Source organism: Psychrobacter sp. A3 (genome assembly GCF_028823565.1).
Classification (GTDB): Bacteria; Pseudomonadota; Gammaproteobacteria; order Pseudomonadales; family Moraxellaceae; genus Psychrobacter; species Psychrobacter celer.
Genome location: NZ_JAPEHS010000003.1, coordinates 71,115 through 90,240, shown reverse-complemented (window position 1 = coordinate 90,240; position 19,126 = coordinate 71,115). Strand labels below are relative to the sequence as shown.

General features: G+C 47.6%; 15 protein-coding genes, 2 tRNA genes and 1 pseudogene. 10 read left to right on the top strand and 8 right to left on the bottom strand.

Annotated features, from left to right (window positions below; genetic code table 11):
• From NK638_RS01400 to recN, 4 genes and pseudogenes are all read right to left on the bottom strand, one after another.
• A pseudogene (locus NK638_RS01400) lies at positions 1 to 320 on the bottom strand (hypothetical protein); the annotation flags it as partial.
• Between the two features lie 113 nt (positions 321 to 433).
• Positions 434 to 1,021: a Holliday junction resolvase RuvX gene (ruvX, locus tag NK638_RS01395; protein WP_274631634.1), complete on the bottom strand. Its 588-nt coding sequence runs from the start codon at positions 1,019 to 1,021 to the stop codon at positions 434 to 436.
• A 71-nt stretch (positions 1,022 to 1,092) separates the two neighbouring features.
• Positions 1,093 to 1,656, bottom strand: a complete 564-nt coding sequence (locus NK638_RS01390) for a YqgE/AlgH family protein (protein WP_075101356.1) — start codon at positions 1,654 to 1,656, stop codon at positions 1,093 to 1,095.
• Between the two features lie 261 nt (positions 1,657 to 1,917).
• Entirely contained in the window at positions 1,918 to 3,597 is a 1,680-nt protein-coding gene (recN, locus tag NK638_RS01385) for a DNA repair protein RecN (protein ID WP_274631633.1), read from the bottom strand.
• A gap of 608 nt (positions 3,598 to 4,205) precedes the next feature.
• Between recN and ppnP the strand changes: the two genes are divergently transcribed.
• Positions 4,206 to 4,541: a pyrimidine/purine nucleoside phosphorylase gene (ppnP, locus tag NK638_RS01380; RefSeq protein WP_075101358.1), complete on the top strand. Its 336-nt coding sequence runs from the start codon at positions 4,206 to 4,208 to the stop codon at positions 4,539 to 4,541.
• A 268-nt stretch (positions 4,542 to 4,809) separates the two neighbouring features.
• Positions 4,810 to 5,580: a 23S rRNA (guanosine(2251)-2'-O)-methyltransferase RlmB gene (rlmB, locus tag NK638_RS01375; protein ID WP_274631632.1), complete on the top strand. Its 771-nt coding sequence runs from the start codon at positions 4,810 to 4,812 to the stop codon at positions 5,578 to 5,580.
• On the opposite strand, the gene coaE is transcribed toward rlmB, so the two are convergent.
• From coaE to pilB, 4 genes are all read right to left on the bottom strand, one after another.
• On the bottom strand, positions 5,543 to 6,229 hold the full coding sequence (gene coaE / locus NK638_RS01370; protein WP_274631631.1) for a dephospho-CoA kinase: 687 nt from the start codon (positions 6,227 to 6,229) through the stop codon (positions 5,543 to 5,545). The genes rlmB and coaE overlap by 38 nt on opposite strands.
• Before the next feature lie 175 nt (positions 6,230 to 6,404).
• Positions 6,405 to 7,307: a prepilin peptidase gene (locus NK638_RS01365; protein WP_274631630.1), complete on the bottom strand. Its 903-nt coding sequence runs from the start codon at positions 7,305 to 7,307 to the stop codon at positions 6,405 to 6,407.
• A gap of 25 nt (positions 7,308 to 7,332) precedes the next feature.
• The gene (locus NK638_RS01360; protein WP_274631629.1) at positions 7,333 to 8,556 is read right to left on the bottom strand and encodes a type II secretion system F family protein; all 1,224 of its coding nucleotides are present in this window, start codon (positions 8,554 to 8,556) and stop codon (positions 7,333 to 7,335) included.
• 368 nt (positions 8,557 to 8,924) lie between these two features.
• Complete coding sequence (gene pilB / locus NK638_RS01355; RefSeq protein ID WP_274631628.1) at positions 8,925 to 10,640, bottom strand: type IV-A pilus assembly ATPase PilB; 1,716 nt, start codon at positions 10,638 to 10,640, stop codon at positions 8,925 to 8,927.
• A 350-nt stretch (positions 10,641 to 10,990) separates the two neighbouring features.
• Between pilB and tpiA the strand changes: the two genes are divergently transcribed.
• The 8 genes from tpiA to NK638_RS01315 all read left to right on the top strand — a co-directional run bounded on the left by tpiA (position 10,991) and on the right by NK638_RS01315 (position 19,123).
• On the top strand, positions 10,991 to 11,791 hold the full coding sequence (tpiA, locus tag NK638_RS01350) for a triose-phosphate isomerase (RefSeq protein WP_274631627.1): 801 nt from the start codon (positions 10,991 to 10,993) through the stop codon (positions 11,789 to 11,791).
• A 459-nt stretch (positions 11,792 to 12,250) separates the two neighbouring features.
• Positions 12,251 to 12,559, top strand: a complete 309-nt coding sequence (secG, locus tag NK638_RS01345; RefSeq protein ID WP_192994546.1) for a preprotein translocase subunit SecG — start codon at positions 12,251 to 12,253, stop codon at positions 12,557 to 12,559.
• A 224-nt stretch (positions 12,560 to 12,783) separates the two neighbouring features.
• Positions 12,784 to 12,868: transfer RNA gene (locus tag NK638_RS01340), tRNA-Leu, on the top strand.
• Between the two features lie 123 nt (positions 12,869 to 12,991).
• A tRNA-Met gene (locus NK638_RS01335) sits at positions 12,992 to 13,068 on the top strand.
• Between the two features lie 438 nt (positions 13,069 to 13,506).
• Positions 13,507 to 14,007 (top strand): ribosome maturation factor RimP, encoded by a 501-nt coding sequence (gene rimP, locus NK638_RS01330; protein WP_274631626.1) that lies wholly within the window; start codon positions 13,507 to 13,509, stop codon positions 14,005 to 14,007.
• Between the two features lie 113 nt (positions 14,008 to 14,120).
• A complete protein-coding gene (gene nusA / locus NK638_RS01325; protein WP_274631625.1) occupies positions 14,121 to 15,605 on the top strand; it encodes a transcription termination factor NusA in 1,485 nt (494 codons plus the stop codon).
• 197 nt (positions 15,606 to 15,802) lie between these two features.
• Entirely contained in the window at positions 15,803 to 18,529 is a 2,727-nt protein-coding gene (gene infB / locus NK638_RS01320; RefSeq protein ID WP_274631624.1) for a translation initiation factor IF-2, read from the top strand.
• 204 nt (positions 18,530 to 18,733) lie between these two features.
• Positions 18,734 to 19,123, top strand: coding sequence for a ribosome-binding factor A (locus NK638_RS01315; protein WP_192994550.1), 390 nt, complete (start codon positions 18,734 to 18,736; stop codon positions 19,121 to 19,123).
• Positions 19,124 to 19,126: the final 3 nt, after the last annotated feature.

Genomic DNA, 19,126 nt, shown 5'->3' with positions numbered 1-19,126 from the left:
ACGCCGATGGTCATGATTACCATTGATGCTTGGTTTAGGCGATAACGATAAATAATAAAGGCATCATAAAGGCTGACAGGAATGGTCAGCGCCACCAAGGCATAAGGCAGGTTATAAAATAACTGATAAAGCAGCTGACTGTCATGAAAGGCCTTGATACTAGCGATGGTACCAAAGACCACAAAAGCAAAAATGGCCGCATAAATCAGATAAATCGCCAGCTGGTTGGCTCGCTGTGCTCCCTTGATACGAGCGATAGCAAGCGGCGCAAAACCATGTCGCGACTTATTGGATACAGGTTGGTTTAAAGCGGTGGTCATAATCGTCAGTCGTATATATTGGTTTAAAGGATGGGCGTGGCAATACCTAAGCATTAAGTACTAGCCGTCCGCTTGTACGCGACTACCTGCGCGTCACTGCTTGAGGACAGGCCCTAGTCAGGCTTGATCGCGTCGATAGCCAAGCTGCTATTTGGATCGGCAAAATACGTCGACATCAAAATACACGCAGAGATATCATCAATCGGGTCGCGCTCGTTTTGGATCCAGCCATTCTCCCACGCGATTTCGCGCGCTGCTACCGACGTCAGACGCTCATCACACAGCGTCACAGTCACTGGTAGGCGCTGCTCCATGACTCTATGCGCCAGCCGCCGCGCAAATTTGTGCGCCCGTTTAGAGAGCATGGAGCTGCTACCATCCATATTAAGTGGCAGGCCGACCACGACTTGTGCCACGCCCCAGACTTTGATAATACCGATGAGGTTGTCCCAGTCTGGCTGACCATTGTTCATCGCCAAGATATCAAAGGCGCGCGCCGTCTCAGTAATGGTATTGCCTAAAGCCATGCCCATTTTTTTGACACCATAATCTAGCGCTAAGATCAGATGCGGTTTGACACTCGGTTCGGTAGCGCTCGGCTCGGCTGTATTATTATCGATATCGGTGGCGATATGGGGTGCTTGAGCGCCCTCATCGTCTCTCATCTCTGCGTTATCATTCATAAAAGAACGGTCTACCATAATCAAAAAAATTTCCTGTGTTGCAGCTTAATAGCGAGCTTTGGTGTCTGGGTTTGGCTAAGTCACTGCAATCAAGCATGACCGATGTCACTGCTAAGATAGTCAAAGTTGACGCCGATTTTGTCAGCAGCGATCTGCCAGCGCTCCGCAAACGGGGTATCAAACAACAAGTTGAGATCCGCTGGACACACCAGCCAGTCACCACTTGCAAGCTCACGCTCTAACTGGTCTTTGCCCCAGCTAGCATGTCCCAAGCACAGATGATAGTGACCAACGCCTTGGCCTGCGGCGATACGCTTGAGGATATCTTGGCTGGTGGTGATACAGACATTCTCTGAAATAGCAAACGACGATGCCCACTCCGGCTGGCCAGTATGCAGCACAAAACCGACCTCAGGATACATCGGCCCGCCTTCTAAGGCCACGTCTTCCATCACTTGCGGGTCGGTCACTTCGATGCTCAGATTCTCTAATAGCTTGCCCACGCGCGACTGCTCTAAGGGGCGATTGACCATCAGACCAAGCGCGCCATGCGCATCGTGACGACAGATATAAATCAGTGCCTGCTCAAACCGTGGGTCTGGCAGCTCTGGTGCCGCGATTAAGAAATGATGGGTCAAATTGGCTTTAGACATAGAAGCAACTGCAACCTAATAATAAAATCAACAATAAAAAGATAAAGACATTACTACATTAAAAACACAACCACACCGGCAAGAGAAGGTTATATGGCGATGATGAACAAAAAAATCAACCAAAGCAAATATTTAGCAGCGGTTTGGTTTTAGTGGTCTCGCTCTCAATGGTTTTTTAGCCCTGCGCTCGCTGTTTTAAAATAGGCTAACGATATCCCCCTATGCAGAGCAGAGAGGGCACTGTGCAGGATAGCAAACGCCTTATTTGACATCCGTTAGTAAGCTACGAGCGTGATCACGAGTGACCTCCGTGATGGTTACGCCGCCCGACATGCGTGCCAGCTCATCGACTTGCGCGCTATCTGTCAAGATGACCAGCTCACTTTCGGTTTGCTCGTCATGATGTTTTTTTACCAAGATATGTTGGTGCGCTTGCGCGGCGACCTGTGCTTGGTGCGTGATGGCCAGTAGCTGCTGAGTCTGCCCCAGTTTACGCAGGAGCTCACCGACCACCTGCGCGGTGCCGCCACTGATACCGACATCGACCTCGTCAAAGACCAACATAGGCTTGGCGGCATCATTGTCCGCATTGGTGGCTTGTAGCACTTGCATCACCAGTGCCATCCGCGACAGCTCCCCACCTGAAGCGATTTTATGCAGCGGCTGCATGGGCATACCGACATTGGCGCTAAACAACAAATCGATATCATGACAACCTTGCGCATTATATTGGCTTGGGTCGGGTTTTTTGGTAAAGACAAACTCACAGCGCGCATTGGGTAGCGCTAGTGGCTGCAGCTGCTGGACCAGTTGTTTGCTGATATGTGGCGCGGCTTTTTCGCGTGCTTTTTGGAGTTTGGTGGCCAGCAGCAGATATTGTTGCCACGCTTGCTCGATTTGCGCGGCCATGGCATCACTACTTGGTTCGTTTTCTAATTGTTCTAACTGCGCTTGCCAGTGGTTGGCTTCCTCAATCAAATCAACAGCGGGTAAGGCGTGCTTGCGTGAGAGGCGATGACCGAGGCTGATGAGATTGTCTAAGGTTTGCAAGCGCTCAGGGTCGGGCAGTTGTTGTTCGGCATAGTCTGATAGTAATCCTGTGACTTCGGTGATTTGCTGCTGAGCCAGATGTAGCTGCTCTGAGGCTTGCTCAAACGTCTGACTAACTCCCAGTTGATTATCACACAGCTTGATCGCTTGTCCAAGCAGGGTCATGACGTCTGGCTCATCGGTATCGTTGTCGAGCAGATGCAGGCCATGACTGGCTTCCATCATCAAAGCTTCAATATTAGACAGCTCTTCGTGCTCAGCTTCGATGTCGGTATAATCAACAGCAAGGAGCGGCTCGATGTCTGCCAGCTGGCTTTGTAACAGCTGGATACGGTCATGGCGCAGCGCTTCACGGCTGGCAATCTCATCAGCGCGGCGTTTTAGCTGCTGATAGTGTTGATAGCTACTCGCGGTTTGCGCAGCCAGTGTGGTGGTTTGTGCCATGGCATCCAACCACTGCACCACAAACTGCGGCTTTAGTAGTGCTTGCTGGGCGTGCTGGCTATGAATATTGACCAACAGTGTACCGAGGCTCTTTAGCTCAGCTAAGCTGACGGGCGTACCATTTAACCAAGCCTTTGAGCGCCCTGTTTGGCTAAGCTGGCGACGAATCAACACATCTGGCTCATCTAAGGCGCGATCATGCTCAGCAAACCACTCTGCGACAAGTGCATTGTTTGCCACATCAAACTGAGCATAGATATCGGCATGTGCCGCCCCATGTCTGATCATGGCGCTGTCGGCTCGCTCACCTGCACACAACGACAGCGCATCGAGCAGCAGCGACTTACCGGCACCTGTCTCGCCGGTGATGACGTTAAAGCCTTCCGCCATACTCAGCTCATGCTGAGCGATCAATGCAAACTGATGTAAAGTGAGTGATACTAGCATCAACGCCTCTCATGACAGACAATGAGTTTCACCGATTATTTAGATGAAGTCATCGCTAAAATAGAATAAATACAACGATAAAATGGCTCGTTTATGGTACTCAATAGACTATAGTGATTGGCAAATATTATGGTGGCAAACGCTGCTAAATACAAATCATAAAGCCGCGCAATAACATAAATCTCTGCAGCCCGCTTTAGATAAAGTCAGCGGCCCACCGGTGGCACCTCTTGCGCCTGCCGCAATATTTTCCTTACCCCTGTAACAAACTTTATAGATATAATGTGGTAGCATAATCTCACATAATGACAAACGCTTGCTAGCTTGTTTTATGCTTGGCGTCTGATAATGATAAGTCATCTTATCGTAATATCTCATCGATACCATAGTCGGCATACGCGGGTAGGCATCTTAAGTTGTCAACCAGATATTAAGGCTGATGTCAGTATGTGTGCGAGTCTGTGTCCGCGATTGGGCAAAGACTGTCACGCGATCGAATACAGCACATTTATATAGTAGGCTAGGCCGCTTGCAATGCTGATTCATAAAGTCATTTCATCTGTACTTATTTTTTAGTTTTACCATAATTATTTGATAAGGAAGCCACTATGACAGCGGCGCAATTTACCAATGTAACAGTCAATGCTCATGCGACGGTCTCTTATGATGGTCGTTGCTCAAGCCATACCATTATGTTTGAGGATGGACGTCATAAGACGCTAGGCATCATCTTACCTTGTGATAATTTGGTGGAGCATTATCATTTTAGTACCAATACTTCTGAGCGTATCGAGATCACCAGCGGGGAGTGCGAGGTCAAAATAAATGGTGAGGAAGCGTTTAGCTACTACCGTGCAGGCCAGTCATTTGTGGTCGAAGGCAACAGCGGCTTTAACCTCAGAACCGAAGAGATCGTACAGTATATCTGTCATTTAGAAGGCTAAAGACGCATACACTAAGCCATTGGCGCAAGTCCGCGCCTACCTGCATTTTGCTAGATAATCTACATATAGTCTTCTTAGCAAAATCAACCAAATTAGGTACTCATCAAGCGTCACCCCAAATAAAAACCTCAATCGATCGCGGATAAACCATATCAGTCGGTATGGTTTATTTGTTTTTGATGAGGCTGCACTGTTTTTTTATTGTTGTCTTTTATCGTTACTTCTTATCGCTTTAGCGATATCCATTTGATACTTAAGTAGGCCTATTATGGCAAAACCCATTTATTTTTATGGCATTCATGCAATTGATGCCTTACTCAAACATCGTCCGCTCGATGGTCTTAGCTTGTTTGTCCAACAAGGCCGTGACAGCGACCCTCACGTGCAAGCAATCATGGCCGAAGCCGAGGCCAATGGCATCAGTATTCAGCCCACACAAAAAGACAAGCTGACCCAGATGTGTGGCAGCCCGCAGCACCAAGGCGTGGTGCTTAATGCCCGCCCTCTAGGTTTTGCTGACGAAGCGCTGCTAGACACCATCGCGGGGCGCGAGCAGTGTTTGTTGCTGATACTCGATCAAATCACTGATGCGCATAACTTCGGTGCGTGTTTGCGTACGGCTGTTGCGATGGGCGTGGATGCGGTGGTTTGTCCAAAACATCACGCCGCCAGCCTCACCCCAACAGTGGCAAAAGTCTCTGTAGGCGCCGCTGAGCTGATGCCGATTGTCAGTGTGACCAATTTGGCACGTACGCTTGACCACATCAAAAACGCTGGTGTATTTGTGTTTGGTACGGCGCTTAGTGATGCGGCCAAGCCCATACATGCAGCGGACTTGACCGGCAAAACGGCCATTATCATGGGTTCAGAAGGAGAGGGCATGCGCCGGTTGACCACAGAGCGCTGTGATGAGCTGGTCTATATCCCGATGTCGGGCAATGAGCATGGCAACTTACAAAGCCTAAACGTCAGCGTGGCTACTGGTATGGCGCTGTATGAGGTCAATCGGCAGCGTACTTTAGCTGCTCGGCAAGCGTAAGATAGTTTTGGTGTAGCGGCTCCAGCTGTACATACAGAGCCGCTAGGTCGCGATCGTTTAAGATGACATCATCAGCGTGACGGTTGCGCGCTTCGCGGCTTAATTGATTGACCATGATGGCTTTGATCTTTTGGACACTTTGCTCATCACGCTGGCTGGCGCGCTCAAGTTGGGTGTCTTCGCTGGCATCAATCACCAGTACTCGTTGGCACAAGTTTGCCAGCCCCGCTTCTGCCGCCTCTATGAGTAGCGGCGCGGACAGCACCACATAAGGCGAAGTGCTAGCGGCTAGCTGTGCTTTTGCCGCTTCTCTTATCGCTGGGTGAGTAATGGCTTCAAGCTCGATGAGCGCCTCAGGATGAGTAAAAACGTGCGTACGCACCGCCGCTCTGTCCATCGAGCCGTCGCCATTTAACACCCAATCGCCAAATTTTCTTTGAATTTTGCGCAATGTCGCGCTGCCTTTTGCCACCACCTCATGGGCGATCACATCAGCATCGATAATATCGATGCCTTGCTGCGCAAACCAGTCACTAGCAGCAGATTTGCCACTACCGATACCGCCTGTCAATCCGACCACCAGTGTCTTGCTTTGCTTTTGGTGAGTTTGCGGCTTGTGAGAATAAGGTGAAGCGTTAGCGTTTGACATAATAATGACTTATCTGACCGATATGATAGAGAGGAAAACGTGAGCAGCTGTTTCGCCCCAGCTGTGCTGATGATTTGAGGCTGGCACAAAGATGAGAGAGATAAGCGCCATTGCCACTTACTCTGCTACTTTTACAGTATGTTTTTTAAAACGTATGGTAAAAATCACGCCTGTTTTAGTAAGTATACATGCCTAAGTACCAACTGACGATATCTGTGCCATATAATAAGGCGACAATACCGGCAATAGCAATATAAGGGCCGAAGGCAAAGGGTCTACTCTCGCCTTGTTTTTTCATTAAGATCAGCCCGACGATAGAGCCGAGCAGGGAGGAGAGTAAGATGATAAGCGGTAGCATCATAGGCCCCAGCCAAGCGCCCAATACGGCCAACAACTTAAAGTCGCCCTGACCCATGCCGTGTTTTTTGGTGATCAAATAAAACAGCTTTACCACCACCCATAATGACAAAAACCCCAACAGCAACCCCCCAATAGACTGGCTGGGTGAGACAAACCAGCCTTGGCTGTTGACTGCTAGACCTAGCCCCGCCAAAGGGAAGGTTAAGCGATCAGGGAGGAGCTGAGTATCAAAATCGATACCGGTTAAGGCGATTAGCGTCCATACTAAGACTAATGCCGATAAGCCTGTTGCACTCACCCCAAATTGATAAATGATCAGCACAGAGAGTAGGGCAGTGATCAGCTCCACCAGCGGATAGCGGATACCGATGGCGGCGTTACAAGCAGCGCAGCGCCCGCGCAGTATCAGCCAACTGATCAAAGGGATGTTTTGATACCAGGTGATTTTATGAGCGCAGTGCGGGCAGCGCGACGCCGGCCGACTCAAGGTAATCGCGCTGTCGCCTGCGACGATACGGGTCAGTGGCTGCGTATGCTCGCGCGGCATGTCTGCTTGCTCAGCCAGAAACTGACTACATTCTTGCCGCCAGCTTGCAAACATCATCAGCGGGAGCCGATGGATGACCACATTTAAAAAACTACCGACACAAAGCCCTAATAACCCAAATACGACCAAAGCCACGGTCGTATTGTCTTGTAATAACTGTATAAATTGCATGAAATCGCAGTCCTTGAGTGAGGTATTAGCCGACCACTGAGCCCATTTGGAAGATCGGCAGATACATCGCAATCACGAGGCCACCGACCAATACACCAAGCACCGCCATAATCATAGGCTCCATCAAACTGGTCAGGCCATCAACCGCGTTATCGACTTCGCTTTCATAATAGACCGCCACCTTGTCTAGCATCTCCTCTAAGCTACCAGACTCCTCACCGATACCGACCATCTGTATGGCCATACTAGGAAATAAATTGGTAGAACGTATCGAAAACTGCAACTGCTGACCGGTAGAGACGTCGTTTTTGATCTGCTGAGTGGCATTATAAAACACCACGTTGTTGGTCGCGCCTGCTGTGGAGTCCAGCGCATCGATGAGCGGCACCCCAGCGGCAAAAGTCGTTGAGAGGGTGCGGGCAAAGCGGGCGATAATCGCTTGATAAGCGATATTACCAAACACAGGTAGCTTCAAAACAGCGCGGTCCAAAAAGTCACGGAATTTTTTGGAGCGTTTTTTCGCTTCTGAAAACCCGATAATGGCGCCGCCGATGAGCACAATCAAAATAAACCACCATGACTGCATCCACTCAGACATGCCCACCACCATTTGGGTAAAGGCGGGCAGCTCAGCACCAAAAGACTCAAAAAGATCAGAGAACACGGGTACCACTTTGATGAGCAAAATCATGGTCACGATGATGGCGACGATAATAACGGCAATTGGGTATTTGACCGCTTTTTTGATTTTGGCTTTGAGCATCTCACTTTTTTCTTTATAAGTGGCCACCCGCTCGAGCATGGTCTCAAGTGAGCCGGATTGTTCACCAGAATCCACCAACGAGCAAAATAGGTCATCAAAGTAGCGTGGATGCTTGCGTAGGGCAGAGGCAAAGGTACCACCAGATTCAATATCAGATTTTATTTGCAACACCAAATCTTTCATACTGGGATTGTCTAATGAGTCAGCGACAATCTCAAAAGACTGCGTCAAAGGCACCCCAGCTTTCATCATGGTGGCCAATTGACGAGAAAAAATCGCGATATCGATGGGTTTAATGGCTTTTTTAAACGTATAAAGCGGCTTAGGTTTTTTCTTGATGCCCTTAACCGTAATACCCTGTTTGCGCAAAGTAGCTTTGGCCAGCTCTAAGCTGCGACTGGTGGTCTCGCCTTTTACCTTTTGTCCGCGCCGGTTTACGCCATCGTAGACAAAGTCTGACAGCATGTCGGTCTTCACTTTTGCCATGTTTCTACCCTCAAAAATTGTCTTATTAGATATTGCAAATATATAAACGATGGTTCGCCAATAACATTGACTTTAGCCACTTTTATAACAGTGATTTTATGGCACTGCTCTTGTAAATACAGCTGGGCACAGCGTAGTAGCGATAGCACAACCTTTTACATTTCCTACTTTATTTTAGCCTAAAAAACCAGTGCTTATCTGTTTTATTTTGAAATATATCTAGTAGATATTATTGCTAGTTTATAAAAGAAAAGCCATACCTACTTATGACTGGCAAATAATGACCAAGATTACTGCTGCTGTCTTTGATAAAAACACCATTTAGCAATGAAGCAGTATGCTCCTCTTTGACGCGATGAGAGTTGGTGCTATTCAGAGGTTACTCGCATCATCTCTTGAATACTGGTCACCCCTTGTAATACCTTTAAAATGCCAGAGCGGCGCAGATCGCGAAAGCCGTTTTTGAGCGCAGCGTCTTTGATATCCATAGCATTGCCATCTTCCATAATGATGCGAGAGATGTCTGGGCTGACCTTCATGACTTCATAAACACCCACTCGGCCTTTATAGCCTTCACGGCATTCATTACAGCCGACAGGCTCATAGATGACGTTGTCTGGATCGTCTAGATCGGCATCCGTAAAGCCAAGCTCAAGCAAGCTTTGCCGCGGTACATTGATGGCTTTTTTGCAGTTTTTACACAAGCGCCGTGCCAAACGCTGAGCAATGACCAAGTTGACAGAGGTGGCAATGTTAAAAGAAGCCACCCCCATATTGCGTAGACGCGTCAACGTCTCAGGGGCAGAGTTTGTGTGCAGGGTTGAGAGTACCATGTGGCCTGTTTGCGCCGCTTTTATTGCAATCTCCGCAGTCTCTAAATCTCGAATCTCACCGACCATGACGATATCAGGATCCTGACGCAAAAACGACTTCAAAGCATTGGCAAAGGTTAGGCCAACTTTTTGGTTGACATTGACCTGATTGATGCCTTCAAGGTTGATCTCCACTGGATCCTCGGCAGTGGAGATATTGGTTGCTCCCGTGTTGAGGATGTTGATACCAGTATATAGCGATACGGTTTTACCAGACCCTGTCGGACCTGTGATCAACAGCATGCCCTGCGGCTTATGAAGAGCCTCTAAAAACATCTCTTGCTGATCTGGCTCATAACCTAAGGCATCAATCCCGAGCATGGCCGATGAGGGGTCCAAGATACGTAGTACGATTTTTTCGCCAAACAGCGTTGGCAAGGAGTTTACCCGAAAGTCGATGGCTTTGTTTTTTGACAGTTTTAGTTTGATACGGCCATCTTGCGGGATACGGCGCTCAGAGATGTCCATTTGTGACATGACCTTTAGGCGCGCTGCGATCTTACCGGCAAGCTGGACAGGCGGGCTGGCCATTTTTTGCATGACCCCATCGACACGAAAGCGTACACGGTAGGTGTTTTCATAGGGTTCAAAATGCAGATCTGAAGCTCCCATACGAATAGCATCCACCAGCATCTTATTGACAAACTTAACGACAGGGGCTTCATCGACGCTATCACTGAGCTTGGTCTCGCCCTCATCAGCCGCGTCATCTCCGTCTTCAAAACCGACGTTTAAATCGCTATCAGAAAAGCTATCAAGCCCCTGCATACTGTCTGCATAAAGCGCTTCGATGCGTTTTTTGAGCTTATCTTCTTCGACCACCACCGTTTCGATAGACAGCCGCGAGTTAAACGCAATGGCATCAATGGCATCGATACGTGTTGGATCACTTAAGGCGACAAACAAACGCTGACCGCGCTTAAACAAAGGCAAGGCATTAAACTTACGGACGATTTTTTCATCGACCAAGTCTTTAGGAATGACATCGAGGCTCAGGGCGTCTAAATCAAACAAAGGATCGCCAAAAGCTTGTGAGAGCATTTGTGCCAAGTGATAGGCGTCGGCCAGCTTGTTGTCTACCAAGTATGACACCAGTCCTATTTGCTGCTGCTGTGATTCTGTTTGTGCGGTTTTCATATTTGCTTCGCTAACGATACCTTCGCTAATCAGCTGCTGCGCTAAACCACCATATTTGCTGGTTGTGATAGACATGACGACCTCTCCTCAATAACAAACGTTTGTATCGTTATCTGCTGTTGCACGAATAAATAGGTAGTAAACGAATGCTACTATGCAGTTTTTTTGGGTATTAGGGTAATAATATAGAACATTACTTTAGTTTAAAGAACTTATGGCAACTATTAAACTGTTTATTGACGACACCAAAAAGATAATAAGAGGTCAATAAATAGCGTCAGATGGCTTAGTGCGGTCAGCCGCTGCAGCCATATCAAGCCATGACAGCTGCTGCAGCACCATACTATAGCAGTTGTGAATTATTTGTTATACTGGCGCGCACATTCACCGAATTGGCATAAATACTTAAGACAGGGTAACTACAGATGCAAGCTTGGGTAATTGGTAATTGGAAACAAAATCCTGCAACGAGCGATGATGTCCAGACATTATTAAGCGATTTATTGGCGACTGCTGATAAAGATGACGGTGCCAATAGCGCTGGTTGCCAGTTAATGGTGGCCCCTAGCTGTATCCACTTGGCCGGTGTCAGCGACCATCTACAAGACAGCCCAGTACTGTGTGCTGCGCAAGATATCAGCGCGCATAGTGGCACTACAGGTGCCTATACGGGGGATTGCTCCGCGCAGCAGGTGGCAGATGCTGGCGCAACTTGGACATTACTTGGTCACTCTGAGCGTCGTCAGTATCATCAAGAGATGCATGCTTGTTTACTTAGTAAAATGACCCATGCGTTTGACCAAGGCCTAGGCGTGGTGTTTTGTATTGGGGAGACACAAGCACAGTATGACGCTGGACAAACACTTGCGGTTATCGATGAGCAGCTCACCGTCATAAAAGACATACTAACGCAGCAGCCTGCGCTTGCTGACACCTTATCCGATCGCCTTATCATCGCTTATGAGCCAGTATGGGCCATCGGCACAGGTAAAGTGCCTACCGTGGCCGAAGTCAGCGCGACGCATCAGCATATCAAGCAGACGGTTGCAGACTATGGGGAAGCATTGGACAATATCACAGTCTTATATGGAGGTAGCGTCAATGCTGATAATGCCGATAGTTTTGCGGCAGATGCTATGATTGATGGCGCACTGGTCGGCGGCGCTTCATTAAAGGCTGCCAGCTTTTTGGCAATTGCGCAAGCTTTTGGCAATGGGCGAGCCTAAGGCGTCTGAAGTTACGTCTAACATCGCAGCTGGGTCACTGTTATGTGCTGGGTCACTGGTATGTATAGTGCTGCTGGTACTGACGCGGGCACTATAAGCATACGGTTATGGTAAGGTCATCATTTGTATACAAAATGTCTTTATCAGTTGATAAAAGTGGGTTTAACAGTGCCCTTGTAATCGTGTACAATGCGCCTTATTTATATAATCTCATATATAAGCGGGTCGGGCAGTGACTTTTGCGTGGAGTCACCTCTGTGCTTGCATAGTAGGTAAAGTAGAGTTAGTAGATAACGTAAAAGGTTGGCACTAAAAAGTTAACATTGTTATTTGCTAATATTCCAGACTTTTAAGTTGCCTTGTTAGATTGTCGCTTTGTTAGACTCAAGTCAGCTTATATATTGATTCTTAGATTTATTTTCCGTTATCAGTCGTCATTACGCGGCAAAAGAGGCCAGCATGTTTACGTTTATATTAGCCCTGCATATTATTGTGGCGATTGCCATGATTGGCTTGATTTTGATACAGCATGGTAAAGGGGCAGACGCTGGGGCTTCTTTTGGTGCAGGCTCGTCTGGTACCGTCTTTGGGGCGGCAGGCTCCGCAAACTTTTTGACGCGCGCGACCGCTGTTTTGACAGTGATATTTTTTATTACCAGTATGACACTCGCGGTCCATGCGCGTAAACAAGCAGAAGATCAGTTTCGCTTAGATGCACCTGTGTCAGCGCCGCAAACGCCGCGCCCCTTGACCCAAGACCCTCAATAACAGCTGGCTTACTATCGGCTTATAGGGGAAGCCTTGTAGGCGATAGCGTAGTAAGTGGTTGGTTTTTTATGGATTGGGGTTTGAATGACGGTCTTTTTTTCAGCAGTACTTGCTATTTTTAGACGTTAGATTTACAATGCCTTTTCTGTTTTTCGCAGTCTAGCTTTAGAGTGGCTTATATAGAAACTCAACAAGCTCATTGGCAAGTAAAAGCAGTAAAAAACGCGATTGTGGTGGAATTGGTAGACACGCCATCTTGAGGGGGTGGTAGCGCAAGCTGTGGGGGTTCAAGTCCCCCCAATCGCACCAAGTTTTATGATGCAGCATGACGTCAGGGCAGATTGATTGATGATAAATGGCTTATTTAAATTTTATTTAAAATAAGTATTGACAATCATACAAACCTTCCCTATAATATGCGTTCTAGATTGATGCGGGGTGGAGCAGTCTGGTAGCTCGTCGGGCTCATAACCCGAAGGTCGTTGGTTCAAATCCAGCCCCCGCTACCACTTTTTATACTGATGTTTTGTACACTAAATTTGTCAGTAACGATTAACCCACCATAATGTTTGTGGGTTTTTTTGTATCTGAAGGTCAGTGTTATCGCGGTATCTATCCTACTTATGCTAAGCTCTATGTCTATAGAGCACGATACGGGTCGTCACTTGCCGCCATTGGCATGATTGTTTCGTAAGCACACTATCTTTTATTCCTCACTCCTTTATCGATAGTACTGCTTTATGAATAATAAAAGCAATGTTTGGCTGAGCTTGATGTTTTTTTGCTCAGCCTTATATAAACGCGCATACATACAACGATCTGTCTTGGTTTACAATATATGAGTATGACTCATCACGGTGAGTGATTATCATCGGTAAACGATCAGCATAACTTTAATAGAGTTTGTGAGTACGATAGATAAGTGAACAGGAAAATATAAATAAATTATGAAGCTTTCGACCAAAGTTGCAGAACTGACCAATATCATCGCGCCTGCAGTTGCTGCTTGTGATGTGGCGCTATGGGGCATAGAGTTTGCGCCACAAGGCCGTCGCTCGTTGCTGCGCATTTATATTGAGACGCTGCCAGAAGAGCAGGCTCAGGGCAAACACGTCACTATAGAAGACTGTGCGGCGGTGAACCATCAAGTCAGCGGTATTCTTGAAGTGCATGATCCCATCGCAGGTGAGTATGTCTTAGAGGTGTCATCGCCTGGTTTTGATCGCGCGTTTTTCTCAGATGAGCAAATGCATGCATATGTTGGTCAAACCATCAGCCTGCGCTTGATCCAAGCGATCGGGGCAGGTGAGCAAAAACGCCGTAAAGTGACAGGTACGCTAGACAGTATCGATGCCACTTCATTGAAGTTGACGGCGGCTGATGGCGAGCAGTTTGATATTGCGTTAAGTAATATTGATAAAGCCAATCTGGTATACGAAGATGCTTAGGTGGTCTACCTGAGCGACTGCACAAATGACCTAGATGGTTTATGTTGAAAAACAACGTTAATACATTAATGATAAAATTTAAGTCAATTAAAAAATGATAGGACAGGTATAGCATGAGTCGTGAAATCTTAACGGTAGTAGAAACTGTCAGTAATGAAAAGGGCTTAAATCCTGAAGATATCTTTGAAGCTATAGAAGATGCTTTGGTGGTATCAACCAAGAAAAAAGTATATACCGACCAGCCAGAAGTGGCGGTACGCGTATCAATCGACCGTGCAACTGGCGACTATGATACTTATCGTTATTGGACAGTGGTTGCCGATGAAGATCACGAAATGCCTGCTTGTCAGTTGGCCATCAGTGACTTAGATCAAGACGAGTGGTCCATTGGTGACATCAAAGAAGAGCAGATCGAGTCGATTGAGTTTGGCCGTATCGCTGCCACACAAGCCAAACAAGTCATTATTCAAAAGATCCGTGAAGCGGAGCGTGCGCTAGTTGCAGACGCTTTTGAGCCACGTATCGGTGAGATGATGTATGGCGAAGTAAAAAAACAAACTCGTGATGGCTATATCATCGATTTAGGTGATAATGCCGAAGGCTATTTGTCACGCGATCAGATGTTGCCTCGTGAGCAGTTACGTCCAAAATCACGTATCAACGCTATTTTATATCATGTTAACCGTGAAAACCGCGGTGCTCAGCTGCTTTTATCACGCACGCACCCTGAGATGCTCTCAGCCTTGATGCAAAAAGAAGTGCCTGAAATTGCAGAGCAAATCATCGAAATCCGTAACGTCGCTCGCTTGCCCGGGACCCGTGCTAAAATAGCAGTCAAGACCAACGACCATCGTATTGATCCAGTTGGCGCTTGTATTGGTATGCGTGGTACGCGTATCCAAGCGGTGCAGCAAGAGCTCGATGGTGAGCGTATCGATGTGGTGGTGTGGTCAGATGACCCAGCCCAATTTATCATCAGTGCGCTAGAGCCAGCCGATGTTAGCAGTATCATCCTCGATGAAGACACCCAGACCGCTGACATTATCTTTAGCACCAACGACCAGCTCGCGCGTGCGATTGGCTCACAAGGTCAAAACGTCCGTCTGGCCTCAGAGCTGACTGGTTATAAGCTCAATATGATGCTAGAAGAAGAGTATCAGCAGCGTCAAGAAAACGAATCCAAAGCCTTTATTGAGCTGTTTTATGAGCGTTTGGAGGTCGATCATGACCTGGCACAAGCGCTGGTGGATATTGGCTTTACCAGTATCGAAGAAGTCGCCTACGTACCTGTAGAGACTTTTTATGATATCGAAGGTTTGGATGACGAAGCGATTGACATCATTCAAGAGCGGGCAAAAGAAGTGGTCATCGCAGATGAGCTGGTCAAACAACAAAACATGAAAGAGCCAAGTCAAGAGCTGCAAGAGCTTGAAGGGATGACGGTCAACTGGGCCTATAAAATGGCACAAAAAGACATCATCACCGTAGATGACTTGGCAGAACAAGCCGTCTTCGATTTAGAAGATATCGAAGGATTAGATTCTGAAACTGCAGGACAACTCATCATGAAAGCTCGGGAATCTTGGTTCGATGAATAAGCGGTAACTGCATATCGCTGTCTTTTGGTGATATGCTATTGAAAATAAAGCGCTGATAACAGGCACTCATACCGTCACAGGCATTATTGCCGTATCAATACGGGCAGATGAGCGCATGAAATCAGCCTTACCCCAATCATTTGTAGCCAACAACTGAATTGAACATATAGCAAATAATAGACAGTAGGTGATAATAAATGGCAGATAAGACCGTCAAAGAACTGGCAGATATGGTAGGCAAAACCGCAAGTGCTGTAAGACAGCAACTGGTGGATGCTGGGCTGCCTGCTCGCGCAGAGGATGATCCAGTCACCGAGCTTGAGCAAGAGAAGTTGGTGACGTATTTAAAGCAAAGTCATGGTCAGCAAGAAAAGCGCCGTATTAGTCTGAAGTCTAAGACGACTAGCACTGCGCGTGTGACCGGCTCTTCAGGTAAGTCTAAGAGCGTCAATGTGGAAGTGCGTAAAAAGAAAGTCTTTGAAAAACCCAATCCAGAAAAAATGGCTGAAGAGTTGGCTGCCCGTGAGCAAGCCTTAATCGAAGCCCAAGCTCGTGCTGCTAAAGAAGCAGAAGAACGTGCTGCTGCTAAGAAAAAAGCAGAAGAGCGTCAAGCGGCAACGCTGGCCGCTATGCGTGCAAGCCTAGGTTCAAGCAAAAAGTCTGACGATAAAAACGACGATATTTCAGCCTCTGTGGTGGTAAAAAAAGGTGGCAAAGCAGCCACTGAAGTGAAGCCAAAAGAGCAACCAAAGAAAAAAGCCGCTGCGACCAAACCGAAGGTAGAAACCGCTGCTGAGCGTAAAGCTCGTGAAGCACGCGAAGCCGAGGAAGCGCGTCTGCGTGAAATTGAGGCAGAAACACGCCGCAAGCAAGCAGAAGAAGCGCAAAAGCGTACGCTTGAGCAAATGCGTAAAATGGCAGGTAAATATACCGATCGTGAGCCTGTGGCAGAAGTGCGTAAAGATGAACCGTTGGCCGAAGGTCTGGTCGGTGATGCTCTAGAAGAGTCGTTTGAAAAAGAGCGCCGTGAGATCAAGCGTGGTGCTAATAGCACGGGTGCTCGTGGCCGCCGCCGTAAAAACCAAGATGAGCGTGAATTCAAAAACCGCAAAAACGGTTTACGTTCAACGCAAGCCTCACAGCACAAGTTTGAAAAACCTGTCGAAAAAATCGTCTATGACGTCGAAATCAGTGAGCACATCACTGTTGCAGATCTTGCACAGCGTATGGCAGTCAAGGCTCGTGAAGTCATTAAGTTACTGATGAAAATGGGTGAAATTGCTCGCGAATCAGACACCATCGATCAAGCGACAGCAAGTCTGATCGTTGAGGAGATGGGTCACAACCCTGTCCTTGTCAGTGATACCAAGGTCGAAGACGATCTACAAGATGCTGTCGATGAGCGCAGCAGTAACGTGCAAACCCGTCCACCTGTCGTCACTATCATGGGTCACGTTGACCATGGTAAGACCTCATTGCTCGATAAGATTCGCGAGACGAAAGTAGCGACTGGTGAAGCAGGCGGTATCACTCAGCACATCGGTGCTTATCATGTTAAGACTGACCGCGGTGTGATTACTTTCCTTGACACCCCAGGTCACGCAGCATTTAGTGCCATGCGTTCGCGCGGCGCGCAAGCGACTGATATCGTCGTCTTGGTCGTGGCCGCTGACGACGGTATGATGCCGCAAACAGAAGAAGCCATCGACCATGCGCGCGCTGCTGGTACGCCGATTATCGTTGCTATCAACAAAATGGACAAGCCAAGTGCTGACCCAGATCGTGTCCTCAATGAGCTGACGACCAAAGAAGTGGTATCAGAAGATTGGGGCGGTGATACCCCGATGGCACGTATCTCTGCTAAGACAGGCGACGGTATCGACGAGTTGTTAGAGCTTATCGGATTGCAAGCTGAGCTGATGGAGCTAGAAGCACCGCTTGATGGTTCAGCGCAAGGTGTGGTCATCGAGTCAAGACTAGAAAAAGGTCGTGGTCCTGTGGTGAGCGTGTTGGTCAAAAAAGGCACACTCAAGCAAGGCGACTTGGTATTGGCAGGTGAATACTACGGTAAAGTGCGCGCGATGACAGATGAGCGAGGTCAGCGTATCAAGTCAGCTGGCCCTTCTATTCCTGTCGAGATTTTAGGTTTACCTGAAACGCCAGCCGCTGGTAGCGAGTTCTTAGTCGTCACTGATGAGAAAAAAGCACGTGAAGTTGCGGACTTTAGAACCAATCGTGAGCGCGAGCGTCAACTCGAGCGTCAGAACAAAATGCGTTTAGAGAACATGTTTGATCAGATGGAACAAGGCGATGTATCGACCTTAAACATCGTGCTAAAAACGGATGTTCGTGGCTCATTAGAAGCCTTACTGGCCGCCTTAAACGAATTATCAACGGACGAAGTCAAAGTCAGAGTGATCAGCTCAGGTGTGGGCCCTATCTCTGAATCTGATGTCACGCTTGCTGAATCTAGCGAAGCGGTATTGCTCGGCTTTAACGTCCGCGCAGATAGCGCCGCACGCCGCAAAGCCGATGTCGCCAATATCGATATCCGCTACTATAGCGTCATCTATGGTCTAATCGATGATGTCAAAGCGGCAATGAGCGGTATGCTAGCGCCTGAGCATCGTGAACAAATCCTTGGTATCGCTGAGGTTCGCGAAGTCTTCCGCTCTAGTAAGTTTGGTGCTGCTGCTGGTTGTATGGTGGTCGAAGGTACAATCTACCGTAACAAGCCTATTCGCGTCTTGCGTGATGACAAGGTTATCTTTACTGGTCAGTTGCAGTCATTACGTCGCTATAAAGAAGACGTCAATGAAGTACGTACTGGTATGGAGTGTGGCCTTGCGGTTCGTGGCTATGATGTCGAAGTGGGTGATAAGATCGAAGTCTTTGAAATCCAAGAGTTCGCTCGTACTATCTAAAAACAAAGCTAGATACAAACACCCCTCAGACCATAGGTTCTATCAGCCAAGTCTGAAAGGTGTGGTGGATAGACCGTAGTACAGAGGCCTAACAGGTACATCCTGCTAGGCCTTTTTTACCATAGATAAGTCCTCATAACCAAGTCACTTAACCAATAAAAATAAGCCATATTAACTAAGACATACTAATATTAAGGTAATAACATGAATCAACGTTTACAACGCTTAGCCGATCAAATCCAGCGTGAGCTTGCCGTCCTTATCCGCGACGAAGTCAATGATCCGCGTCTGACCGGTTTTGTCACCATCTCTAGTGTCAAAGTCAGTCCTGATTTGGGTTACGCTGACATTTATGTCACTATCATGGAGCCAGGGCTCGATGATGCGATGACCAAGACCAATCATGAAGAGAGCATCAATGTGCTCAATAAAGCAGCAGGATTTTTGCGTACCGAGCTTAGCCACAGCCTAAAAACGCGTACAACCCCGCGTTTGCGTTTTCACTATGATGAAGTGACAGCGCATGGTAATTATATGATGGACTTGATCAATCAGGCCGTCAGCAAAACCGAAAAAAACGAGCATGACGAGTAAGCC